We start from the raw sequence: 11377 nt of genomic DNA, 5'->3' as shown, positions 1-11377 counted from the left end.
CACCCACTCACTCATCTGGGCACTCTAGCAAAATCTGTTCTAAACCATCCTGATGCACCTAACCAGCCCTGAAATATGAATTGGTAGATGCACCCTGATTATTCCCTGGCCCTCGGGCTGGGGAATTTTTTTGTCTCATCAGCCTGCTCAGACGTAAGCTCACGCCGAAAAGTTCTGAAAAATTCAGGTACACTGGGGCCACGATTGGGGGTCATCTGTAGCTGTCGGGCCAATGGACTTTGAGGAAATTGCTGTACTCATTAACCAGGTCGCCGTAGAGCGCAAAGGTCGCCCGCTCAAGGATGTAGAGCGCCTGGTGCTGAAGGGGTCGTGGGAGAACAAAACCTACTCGGCGATGGCGACCCCTACCGTCGGCTACACCGAAGACTATCTCAAAAAAGACGTTGGCCCAAAGCTTTGGCAGTTCCTCACCGACCTGGTAGATAGCGATCGCCGGGGCATTCGAGTCACTAAGCGCAATATTCAAAACGTACTGCAAACCTGGGCCGTTCAGGGAGCGCTGACCAGCCCCAGCCCTGACGAAGTACCCTCTCTACCCGCACCCCCTCCGGAACCTACGCCTCCAGTCGCTACGCCTCCGGCCTTAGTGGTCCGCGACTCACCCCGCATTGACCTGGCTGACTGCGGCGGGCGCGACGGCGAGCTAGCCAAAATAACCCAGTGGATTTTGACCGAACGCTGCCGCACGGTGGTGCTGTGGGGTCTGCCAGGGGTAGGTAAAACCACCTTGGCGGCGGCGATCGCCGCCGCCATCGGCCCCCAGGTAGAGCAGTGTGGTTATCTGGCGCTACCCCCCAATGTCACCGACGAAGCGGTGCTAGCCGCTATTCTGCACTGGCTTAGCCCCACTTTGGCAACGCCTGACCTGTCGCCCCTAACCGCCGTTGACTGGGTACTCGATCAGCTAGAGCAGCGTCAGGTGCTGCTAATTCTGGATGACATGGAGCAGTTGTTTGAGCCGCAGCAGCGGCTCGGGACCTACCGGACGGGTACCGAAGCGCTTCAGCGGCTGTTTAACCAAGGGGCCGAGCGCCATCACCAGAGCTGTCTGGTCTGGGTCAGCCGCGAAAAACCAGCCGATTTTGCTCAGGTACAGGGGCCGCGCGTGCAGGAATTCGCCCTGGGAGACTTAGCGATTGAGGGGGGGCAACCGCTGCTGCAAACCCCCGGTTCGCCTACCGTTAGCACCGCAGACTGGGCGGCCTTAATCGATCGCTACGGCAGTCACCCCCTGGTACTGAGGGGGGTAGGGGCTACCCTGCGCGACATGTACCAGGGGCAGCCCAAAGTGCTGCTTCAAGCTCACAGTCTAGCGGTGCCGCTGGTAGTGCAGCGTACCTTTAGCCAAGCCCTAGCGCGGCTGCCGTCCGAAGAATGGGCTATTCTCTACGGCCTAGCCCTGGCGCAGGAGCCCGTAACCCTCGATCAGCTAATCGCCACAATCCAACCGACCCCAGCGGAGGGGGTGGTGCAGTCGGTGCTGGGGCGCGGCTGGGTGGTGGGTTTGCCCGTTGAAGGAGGGGGGCTGGAGCTGAGCCTGGGGCCGATTGTGCAGGCCCTGGTGCTAGAGCGGCTGCACGCAGCACTGATGGCCGAGCTAGAGGCAGAATCTTTGGGGTGGCTACAGCGGTTGCCCCTGATTACCATGACCGCTCGCGAGGTGGTGCAGGAGCGGCAGCGGGCGGCGCTGCTGGTGCCCCTGGGCGACGAACTCAAGCAACGCTACCCTACCGACGAGGCGCTGGCTGCTAAGGGCGATCGCCTGCTCAAGGCGCTGTCCGGGCTGGCTAATCAGCCCGGCTACGGGGCCAGCAACCTGATTCACCTCTGCCAGTATTTGGGTCTGGGGCTGAGCGGGGCCGACTTTTCTCGATTGGCCGTTTACCAGGGTGATCTGCGCCGGGTGAGCCTACAGGGGGCCAACTTTAGTCAGGCCCAGTTTAGCGATACTGCCTTTGCCACTGCCCTGGGCCGCGACCCGGTCGCCGCCTTTAGCCCAGCCGCTGCCCCCGACCACCATCGCTACCTGGCCACGGGCGACCACGAAGGCCGCCTGCTGCTGTGGGATCTGAGCCGGGGTAAGCTGGCCTGGATGTTTGATGAAGACCAGTCTCAGGGGGTGCGATCGCTGGCCTTTAGCCCCCAGGGCGATCTGCTGGCGGTGGGCACCGAGACCGGAAAAATCTGGCTGTGGCCGGTGGGCACCACCTACCAAACCGATGTGCTCAACGACCACCAGGTTGCTGTGGGGGCCTTGGCCTTTAGCCCCGACGGCAGCCAGCTGGCCTCGGGCGACGATAGCGGGCAACTGTGCCTGTGGGAAGTGGCCTCAGGAATGAGTCAGGGGCGACTAGAGAGCCACCACGGTCCAATTCACAGCCTGGCCTACAGTACGGCGGGCGATCGCCTGGTCAGCGGCGGCGATGACCAGCGGGCCTGCCTGTGGCAGACCCGCGATCGCACCCTGCTGCAAGACTTTCAGGCGCGATCGACGGCGAACCTGCGCACCGCAGGGTTCCTTGCCGACCCCAACGACCCCGCCTGCCTGCCAATTCCCTTTGCGGCGGGCTACGACGACCACTGCCTCACTATTTGGAACCTAGACACCGGGTTGCCCTGCTGGATTTTGCCCGCCGATGTGCAGGCCCTCCCGGCCCTGGCGATTAGCCCGAATGGGCGCTACCTGGTGTGCAGCCGCCAAGACTTTAGCGTTTCAGTATGGGATATTCCAGAGCGCCGCGCCTGCTACACGCTGTCGTCGCTGGGGGCACCGGTTTGGGCGCTGGCCTTTAGCGCCGACAGTCGCTACTTTGTCACCGGCAGCAACTACACTATCAAGCTTTGGAACGCCCGGCGAGGCCAGTGCTGGCGCAGTTTTCTCAGTCAGGCCCACCGGGTTGGCTGTTTGGCCTTTAGCGCCGACGCCGTCAGCGGCAAAATTTTAACGGGCCATGACGATACTCATCTGCGCCTGTGGCAGGTACAGGCCGATAGCCCCTATGCCGTTGGTCCTCGCCCGCTGACCGGCCATGGGGGAGCGGTGCGCACCGTAGCTCTCAGCGCCGACGGCCAATGGTTAGCTAGCAGCGCTGACGATCAAACCATTCGGCTTTGGTCAGCGGCGACGGGGCAAAGTCAGTGGATCTGGGCCACTGCCACCCCGGCTAGCCTGCTCGCCTTTAGTGCCGATGGCCAATGGCTAGCCAGCGCTGGGACAGAGGGGCAAATTTCTGTTTGGGATACCGCCACCGGCAAGGCAGCGGGCGATTTAGAGCATGTGCCCGAGAGTCCGTCAGCGCTGGTGTTTAGCGCCGATAGTCAGTGGATTGCCGTAGGCGCACGGGACGGAACCATTGGGCTTTGGCCTTGGCAACAGCGCAGTCGCGCTGGCTCCTCAGGGTCGGCCTTAGACTATCGCACCCTGAGCGGTCACCAAAGTCAGGTACACAGCCTGGCGATCGAGGGCCATATTTTGGCGAGCGCCAGCCACGATGGCACCGTGCGCTGGTGGAGCCTGGAGCAAGGCGATTCAGCTACCGTTCGGGAACTGCCCGAAAACGAACCCGCCGCCCCCCTAGGCCAGTGGCAGCATCCTGCCGAGCAGTGGTTGCAGGGGGTCACCCTAAGCCCATCTGGCGAAATTCTTGCCCTCACTAGCCAAGATGCCCAGGTGGAAGTGTGGGCGGTCGAAACCAACCAGTGCCGCCATGTTCTAACCGGCCACAGCCAGGATATTTGGCAGGTCTCCGTTAGCCCCAGCCGTACCCACCTGGTCACCGCCAGTCAGGATGACGAAATTCGCGTCTGGGCCTTAGATTCGGGCGTTTGCCAGCAGACCCTGCGCCCCGATCGCCCCTACGAAGGCGTCAACATTCGCGAGGCCATCGGGCTTTCAGACACCGAAGCCCGCATGCTCAAGTCTCTAGGGGCGATCGTCAGCTACTGACTCCTCCATGCTGAGTTCTGCTCCTAGCAGCCATCCAAATTCCAGGTTTTCCTCGTAAACTGGTTTGCAGAGAGGAACAACCATGAATACTCAACTCATTGATGGCTTGGTTCAAACCATTCGTTCGCTCCCTCTAGCAGAGCGCCAACTTTTGCTGAGCCGCATTAAGGAGGAGCAGACCCACGATGAAATTTGCGAAAAACTGCATCATTATGAGCAACAGTACGGTATGTCCAGCGAGCAGTTTTATCAACAGTTTTCAACAGGTGAGTTGGGAGACGATGCGGATTACATCGATTGGGCAGGTTTCTATGAACTGTTGCGGCCTCAACCTCTGGTGAATCAGTAGACTGTGTCTCCCGAAGATTATGTGATAGCCACAAAAGATGTCTTAACGACTAGTCCTGTAGTTCAGGACTGGGTATCTGTGACGGAGATGCTCCTATTAGACCGGGGCCATTTCCGGGTTCGTATAACCCTGACAAACGGCGATTTTGTAGAAGCTTCTGAATTTTTTCGTATATTCAAAAACCAAATCGAGCAACAGCGTTACCGTTATCAATGGATGGATGCGAAGCAGAAGCAGCTCAAAAAGCGTTGGGATAATGCTCCGCACTTTCCTCATATTGAGTCTTTTCCCCACCATGTCCACATTGGTCAGGACGATAACGTAGGGTCTAGTCAGATGTTAGGCATCTCTGGGCTTATTGCCGTCCTTGAAGAGGAGCTTTGCCTCTAAAACCTCTGTACCTTCTAGCACCACTATTTCCGCCTGTCATGATGACCATTGCCGCCCTAATTGCCGCTGAACTTGATATTCGCCCGGCCCAGGTAGACGCTACTCTGACGCTGTTTGCCGAGGGCGCGACGGTGCCCTTTGTGGCCCGCTACCGCAAAGAGCGCACGGGGGATTTAGACGAGGTGCAGCTGCGGCAGATCGCCGAACGCTACCAGTACTTGACCGAGCTCGAAGACCGACGACAGACGGTACTGAGCGAAATCGAATCTCAGGGCAAGCTAACCGAGGCGCTAAAATCGGCCATTCTGGCCTGCCAGCAAAAGACCGAGCTGGAAGATCTCTACCTGCCCTATCGGCCCAAGCGCCGCACCCGCGCCACTATGGCCAGAGAAAAGGGCCTCGAACCCCTGGCCCAGCAGATTGAGGCCCTGAACCAAAGCGGCAAAAAGGCGATTTTGATCCAGATCGCTCAGCCCTTTGTTGATGCTCAAAAAGGCGTGCAAACCGCCGATGATGCGTTGCAAGGGGCGGCAGATATTTTGGCGGAGCAGGTGGCGGAGCGGGCGGATCTGCGGCAGTATGTGCGCGATCGCTTGCTCAACCACGGCCAGTTTACCGCCAGCATCAAAAAAGACCACCCCGAGGGCACTACCAAGTACGAAATGTATCGGTCTTACCAGGCCCCGGTGCGAGCGATCGCATCTCATAACCTGCTAGCTCTCCTGCGGGGCGATCGCGAAGGCGTTCTCAAAGTGGGCCTGGCAATTGAGGAAGACCCCGTTCTGCACACCCTCGAAAAGCGGGTGGTTAAAACCCCGGTGGCCGACATTCGCCAGTTCTATCGGAGGGTGCTTCAAGATGCCTACAGCCGCCTGATCAAGCCCTCGCTGACCAGCGAGGTGATGGCCGAGAAAAAAGCCTGGGCCGATGAGGTCTCAATCCAAAATTTTGAGGCGAATCTTAAGAACCTGCTGCTGTCGCCCCCGGCAGGCATGAAGCCCACCCTGGGCGTAGATCCGGGCTTTCGCACCGGTTGCAAGGTGGCGGCGGTGGATGGCACCGGTAAGTTTTTAGAGTACCAGGCGGTGTTTCCGCACCAGTCGGCTCGGCAGCGGCAGCAGGCCGCCGAAACCCTGGCAGGCATGATTCGTAAGCACCGCATTGAGCTGATCGCGATCGGCAACGGTACCGCCAGCCGCGAGACCGACGCTTTTGTGGAGGAGGTGCTCAAAACCCTGACCAATCCGCCGGTCAAGGTGTTTGTGAATGAGTCGGGGGCGTCAATTTATTCGGCTAGCGAGGTGGCGGCGGCGGAGTTTCCCGATCTGGATGTGACGGTGCGCGGGGCGATTAGCATTGCCCGCCGCCTGCAAGACCCCCTGGCCGAACTGGTGAAGATTGACCCTAAATCTATCGGCGTGGGCCAGTACCAGCACGATGTCGACCAAAAGCGCTTAAAGCAAAAGCTGGATGACACGATCGAAAGCTGCGTTAACTATGTGGGCGTCGATTTGAATATGGCTTCCCGCGAGCTGTTGACCTATGTGTCGGGGCTCACCCCGACGGTGGCAGGCAATATTGTAGATTTTCGCAACACCAATGGCGTATTTCAGTCGCGCAAAGAGCTGCTGAAGGTAAAAAAGCTGGGGCCAAAAGCCTTTGAGCAGGCGGCGGGGTTTCTGCGCATTCGCGATGGCAAAAACCCGTTGGACAATACAGCCGTACACCCTGAGAGCTACGGCATTGTCGATGCGATCGCTGCCGACCTGGCCATTCCTGTCACCCAAATGTCCCAGGCCACCGATCGCCTCCAGCGCCTCGATATCAAAAAGTACACCACCGCCGCCGCTGGCGAACTCACCCTGCGCGACATTCTGCGGGAGCTAGAAAAGCCTGGCCGCGACCCCCGCGAACAGTTTACCTACGCTCGCTTTCAGGAGGGCATTAACGAAATCACCGACCTGAAGCCGGGCATGACCCTGGAGGGCAGCGTTACCAACGTCACCAACTTTGGCGCTTTTGTCGATGTGGGCGTACACCAGGACGGGCTAGTGCACATTTCGCAGATGGCCGATCGCTTTGTCAGCGACCCCAACGACATTGTCAAGGTGGGTCAGGTGGTCACGGTGCGGGTTATGGAAGTCGATATCAAACTCAAGCGGATTAGCCTCTCCATGCGGGCGAACGCCTAATCCCAGGGAAAATTTATCGATAGCATTGATTCCATCGTGGCAATCCCCTAATGTAGGCAAGGAGAATCGCCCCAGGGCAGTGCCCGAGCGATGCCCGAGCAACCGATTCCGCGCCGATTTAGCGATAGGCATGACCAAACACCTAATTCTCTTTCGCCACGGCAAGTCAGACTGGCAGGCTGGCTCTGGCCGCGATCGCGATCGCCCTGTAGCTGAGCGCGGCATTACCGCCGCCAAAACCATGGGCAAGCTGCTTGCGGCGGCAGGCAAAGTTCCCGATTTAGCCATTACCTCGTCGGCGGTGCGGGCTCGCACCACCCTAGAGCTAGCCGCAGAGGCGGGAAGGTGGCCATGCCCCATCAAGGTCACCGACGATCTTTACGAAGCCTCAATCAAGCAAGTACTAGAGGTCGTTCACCAGGTAGCCGACCACCATAGCTCCGTTATGCTGGTCGGCCACCAGCCCACCTGGTCTGACGCCGTCACCTACTTTATGGGGGGAGGTGCGGTACAGATGCCCACAGCCGTAATGGCCTGCCTAGCGTTTGAGGTGACTACCTGGGCACAGGTCGAATACGGTCGCGGCACGCTGGTGTGGCTATTACCGCCCCGTCTATTTGTTTAGCGGCGCTGCTGAACGCTGGCGGCGGCGGTGCGGGGCGCAAGGCCGTAGGCTTTTAAGTTGTTGCCTTCAATCACCACGACTCCCACGGCAGTCTGTACATAAACCTTGTCATCGACTGCGTATACGACCGGAGCCAGCGTTGAGTCTACGCTAGCCTGCGGGGCAGAGCCGACGGCAGCAAAGGGCAGTGGCGGAGAACCTTGAGCTTGAGTGGATACCGCAACTGGCTGAGCAGCCGTGGCTGGGCCTGGTTTGGCTTCAGGTGGTGGTGTCCAAAAGCAGGTCTTTTCGGCTGCCTCGGCCTGGTCTTTTTCCAGCCATACCATCATGTCGTCGCCGTGGTGGATGGTCTCGCCGCGCAGGGTCTCAGCGTAGAGGGTGCCGCTGTTGATGGCAATGTTGCGCACGGGGTACCACTGGTGTTTGATCAGCACAAACAGGTCAAACTGCAGGTGGCGATCGCGCAATCGACTGGCATGTGACCACCACAGCTTCCACAGCTGCCGGGCCTGCCCGTAGACAATGCGGTAGCCGTCGGGTACGGGGTAGTGAGCATAACCCACAGTTTGGCTGTCTAGATCTTGCCCAATGGGTATAAAGTGATGGTCTAGAAGAATTTGGTGCAGCACGTTGGTATAGTCGGTGCTGCGGCGCACCTCAATACGAGGGGGTATGGCGGCATCGTAGGCGGTGGCCAGCAGCAGGCCCCGGCGGCTCAAAAGCTGGCGCAGACTATTGGCAGGCTGAATACGGAGAGACTGATTGGCTTCCAGGGTGGCATCCCCCGAAATAAACCATTGCAGCAGGGTAAGGTCGTCTAGTGAAGTCATTTCAGGAACAGGCGCAAGGAACGTGACGGGAGCCAAAACCCGCAGGTCATTCCAGAACGCGACGGTTATGAACCGCCCCATCGGGGCCAGAGCGCAAAGATCAGCCTTCGGAACCCGGTAACCTACTAGGGTTTGGCCAGTGAACAGCAACTCTTGGCTGTAGCGCCTTAAGGGTTGCTAAAAACAACCGCCACAACGACAGAGCCTCATTGCTCTTTACCCTCTACAGCCGCCGCCATTGAGAATCAGGTTATTTTGTGACCAGAATAAATATCGAGCCCTGACATTTACATATAGCTGTAGCCAGTCTGGTTAAGACATTTCTCTTCTAAATATTTGAACGTTCAAACGTTTGAACGTTTTCTGATGTCCTAACCCAGGCGACTGTAGCTATAACTGAGAACTTTTGGACTGCGGCTCTAATATCGTTAGCCCCAGTCCAAAAGTTCTCAGTATAGTGAAAGAGATGGCGAGTGTAGAGAGACCATGACGGCAGCAGTCAGTCCACAGCACGGTTTTTTAGATACCAACGGCGTGCGTCTGCACTACGTCAGCCAGGGGCAGGGACCGCTGATGCTCTTTTTGCACGGCTTTCCAGAATTTTGGTACTCGTGGCGGCACCAGCTCGACTATTTTGCGGCCCACTACACCTGCGTCGCGCTAGATCTGCGGGGCTACAACGACAGCGATAAACCCGAAGGTCTTGAAGCTTACCGCCTAGAGGTTTTGGTCGAAGATGTGCGGGGAGCCATGGCGGCGCTGGGCCACGATCGTATGGTGCTGGTCGGCCATGACTGGGGCGGCGCGATCGCCTGGGCCTTTGCCTACGCCCACCCCGAGCTACTACAGTCGCTGATCGTCATGAATATTCCCCACCCGGCCAAGTTTGCTGAGGGGCTGCGTACGCCTCAGCAGCTGCTAAAGAGCTGGTATATCGCGGCCTTTCAGCTGCCGCTGCTGCCCGAGCTAGCGCTGCAAGCCAGTGACTACTGGGCGATCGAGCAAATGCTGCGGGGTATGGCGATCGACAAAACCACCTTTAGCGACGCCGACTTGCAGGCCTACAAAGCCGCCGCCGCCAAGCCTGGTGCCCTCACCGCCATGATCAACTACTATCGATCCTTTGCCCTCAGCGGTCGGTGGCAGCAGTCGTGGGGCATTCTAGAAGTCCCCACCCTGCTGATCTGGGGCGAAGACGATGCCGCCCTGGGCAAAGAACTTAGCGTTGGCACCGAAGCCTACGTGAGCCATCTGCGGCTGCGCTACATTCCCCACTGTAGCCACTGGGTACAGCAAGAGCGACCCCACCAGGTCAATGCCCTGATGCGTGAATTTCTTGCTCTAGAATCGTGACCACTTCTCCAGAACGTATCCGTGCGGCTTTGCTCGATTTAGTCGCCCAGCGCGGCCCCAACAAGACCATTTGCCCTTCCGAGGTCGCCCGTGCCCTTAGTGCTGAACACTGGCGTACCCTGATGCCCGCTGTGCGCAAAATAGGCTGTGAGCTAGTGTTTGAGGGCCGCATAGTGGCCACTCAGAAAGGCCAAGTTGTCGACCCCAAAACGGCCAGGGGGCCAATTCGGTACAGGCTGTAACGGCGCGATCCATTGCATCCCTACGCTTCATCGGTTCATTTGGGCAAGCTAGAAATGCCCCATTTGTGGAGTGCCGCTAGCCATGCGCGTGCTTGTTATCAGCCATACCTATATTGTTGACCTCAACCGCGAAAAGCTGCGCGCCCTGGCCCAGCTTTCCCCCGACCTTGAGGTAGTGGTAGGGGTGCCCCGGCGCTGGCAGCCCGGCGGCGTGCAGAACCGACTGATTGTTTCAGAGCCGCTACGGGAAGACAACTTTCGCGTCCAGCCCCTTGGCAACCTGAGCCAAAACAATCAGGGTCTGCTCAGCTTTGGCCCAGACCTGGTCCGTCTACTCAAATCGTTTCGGCCCCAGGTAATTCAGGTAGAGCAGGGGTCTAGGGCGCTGGCCTATGCCCAAACCATTACCCTCAATCGCCTACTGGGTCTAGAGGCCAAAAATGTCTTCTTCACCTGGTGGAATTTGCCCTACCAGCTCAAGTTTCCGATTTCTGCGCTAGAAGCCTACAATCTGCGGCACACTCACGGGCTGGTAGTGGGCAACCAGGATGGGGCCGATATTTTGCGTGAGCATGGCTACCAAGCTCCCTACCGGGTCATGCCCCAGCTTGGTGTTGACGAAGTCTTGTTTAGGCCCCAGTCTCAGCCTGAGCTAGCAAAATCCTTGCGTATTTCCAGCGATGCCTTTGTCGTGGGCTACTGCGGTCGGTTTGTGGAAGAAAAAGGGCTGCTCACTTTCTGTGATGCCCTGGCGATGCTGCGTGACCGGCCTCAGCCCTGGGTGTGGCTGCTGGTGGGCCGGGGTGAATTGCGCGATCGCATCCAATCTAAGGCTGATGGGCTGGGCATTGGCGATCGCCTGCGCTGGGTCACCGATATCCCCCACGACCAGGTGCCAAACTACATCAACCTCATGCATACCCTGGTGCTACCCTCTGAAACCACCGACCAGTTCAAAACCCTCACCGCCACCGGCTGGAAAGAACAATTCGGCCACGTGCTGATCGAGGCCATGGCCTGCGCCGTCCCTGTGATCGGCTCCGACTCCGGCGAAATTCCCAACGTCATCGACCAGGCCGGGTTAGTTTTCCCCGAAGGCAACGCCCCCGCCCTGGCCCAGCACCTGCGCCTGCTTATGGAAGATTCTGCCCGTCGGCAGGAGTTAGCCGAGGCAGGCTACCACCGCGCTATGAGTTGCTATACCAACCGGGCGCTGGCGAAGCAGCTGCTGGCCTTTTATACAGAGATTGAGGATTCGTAAGCAAATAAGGTACCCAATGATCGGACTTCGACGTCGCTCAGCCCTCGATCGCTGAAGGCTGAGCGCACCTCGATCGCTGAAGGTTGAGCGACGTCGAAACCTAGCCACCTGGTACACCATTGACCCGCAAATGCCTCAGCATAGGCGGACACGTGAGGAAGTAAAAGC

General features: G+C 58.7%; 9 protein-coding genes. 8 read left to right on the top strand and 1 reads right to left on the bottom strand.

Annotated features, from left to right (window positions below; all coding sequences use genetic code 11):
- Window positions 1-232 precede the first annotated feature (232 nt).
- From IQ273_RS23930 to IQ273_RS23910, 5 genes are all read left to right on the top strand, one after another.
- Window positions 233-3967, top strand: coding sequence for a WD40 repeat domain-containing protein (locus tag IQ273_RS23930; protein ID WP_194025660.1), 3735 nt, complete (start codon window positions 233-235; stop codon window positions 3965-3967).
- Between the two features lie 82 nt (window positions 3968-4049).
- Window positions 4050-4316 (top strand): hypothetical protein, encoded by a 267-nt coding sequence (locus tag IQ273_RS23925; protein ID WP_194025659.1) that lies wholly within the window; start codon window positions 4050-4052, stop codon window positions 4314-4316.
- 3 nt (window positions 4317-4319) lie between these two features.
- Window positions 4320-4706: a DUF6516 family protein gene (locus IQ273_RS23920; protein ID WP_194025658.1), complete on the top strand. Its 387-nt coding sequence runs from the start codon at window positions 4320-4322 to the stop codon at window positions 4704-4706.
- 38 nt (window positions 4707-4744) lie between these two features.
- A complete protein-coding gene (locus IQ273_RS23915) occupies window positions 4745-6898 on the top strand; it encodes a Tex family protein (RefSeq protein ID WP_194025657.1) in 2154 nt (717 codons plus the stop codon).
- 130 nt (window positions 6899-7028) lie between these two features.
- Window positions 7029-7523 carry a histidine phosphatase family protein gene (locus IQ273_RS23910; RefSeq protein ID WP_194025656.1) on the top strand — a complete coding sequence of 165 codons (495 nt, stop codon included), beginning with the start codon at window positions 7029-7031 and terminating at the stop codon, window positions 7521-7523.
- Here IQ273_RS23910 and IQ273_RS23905 read toward each other — a convergent pair.
- A complete protein-coding gene (locus tag IQ273_RS23905; RefSeq protein WP_194025655.1) occupies window positions 7520-8353 on the bottom strand; it encodes a hypothetical protein in 834 nt (277 codons plus the stop codon). The two genes, IQ273_RS23910 and IQ273_RS23905, sit on opposite strands and share 4 nt — an antisense overlap.
- Before the next feature lie 486 nt (window positions 8354-8839).
- Here IQ273_RS23905 and IQ273_RS23900 point away from each other — a divergent pair, with 486 nt between their 5' ends.
- From IQ273_RS23900 to hpsO, 3 genes are all read left to right on the top strand, one after another.
- Window positions 8840-9706 carry an alpha/beta fold hydrolase gene (locus IQ273_RS23900; protein WP_194025654.1) on the top strand — a complete coding sequence of 289 codons (867 nt, stop codon included), beginning with the start codon at window positions 8840-8842 and terminating at the stop codon, window positions 9704-9706.
- The gene (locus IQ273_RS23895; protein ID WP_194025653.1) at window positions 9703-9948 is read left to right on the top strand and encodes a DUF3253 domain-containing protein; all 246 of its coding nucleotides are present in this window, start codon (window positions 9703-9705) and stop codon (window positions 9946-9948) included. The genes IQ273_RS23900 and IQ273_RS23895 overlap by 4 nt, the downstream gene beginning before the upstream one ends.
- 82 nt (window positions 9949-10030) lie before the next feature.
- Window positions 10031-11209 carry a hormogonium polysaccharide biosynthesis glycosyltransferase HpsO gene (gene hpsO, locus IQ273_RS23890; RefSeq protein WP_194025652.1) on the top strand — a complete coding sequence of 393 codons (1179 nt, stop codon included), beginning with the start codon at window positions 10031-10033 and terminating at the stop codon, window positions 11207-11209.
- The last annotated feature ends 168 nt before the right edge of the window (window positions 11210-11377 follow it).

It is taken from the genome of Nodosilinea sp. LEGE 07298, from assembly GCF_015207265.1.
Classification (GTDB): Bacteria; Cyanobacteriota; Cyanobacteriia; order Phormidesmidales; family Phormidesmidaceae; genus Nodosilinea.
This window is presented reverse-complemented; position numbering and strand designations above follow the sequence as displayed.

Excerpts from the sequence above, each read along its gene's own strand:
- IQ273_RS23910 (WP_194025656.1), top strand. The coding sequence starts at position 7,029 with ATGACCAAACACCTAATTCTCTTTCGCCACGGCAAGTCAGACTGGCAG.
- IQ273_RS23905 (WP_194025655.1), bottom strand. The coding sequence starts at position 8,353 with ATGACTTCACTAGACGACCTTACCCTGCTGCAATGGTTTATTTCGGGG.
- IQ273_RS23930 (WP_194025660.1), top strand. The coding sequence starts at position 233 with ATGGACTTTGAGGAAATTGCTGTACTCATTAACCAGGTCGCCGTAGAG.
- IQ273_RS23925 (WP_194025659.1), top strand. The coding sequence starts at position 4,050 with ATGAATACTCAACTCATTGATGGCTTGGTTCAAACCATTCGTTCGCTC.
- IQ273_RS23915 (WP_194025657.1), top strand. The coding sequence starts at position 4,745 with ATGATGACCATTGCCGCCCTAATTGCCGCTGAACTTGATATTCGCCCG.
- hpsO (WP_194025652.1), top strand. The coding sequence starts at position 10,031 with ATGCGCGTGCTTGTTATCAGCCATACCTATATTGTTGACCTCAACCGC.
- IQ273_RS23900 (WP_194025654.1), top strand. The coding sequence starts at position 8,840 with ATGACGGCAGCAGTCAGTCCACAGCACGGTTTTTTAGATACCAACGGC.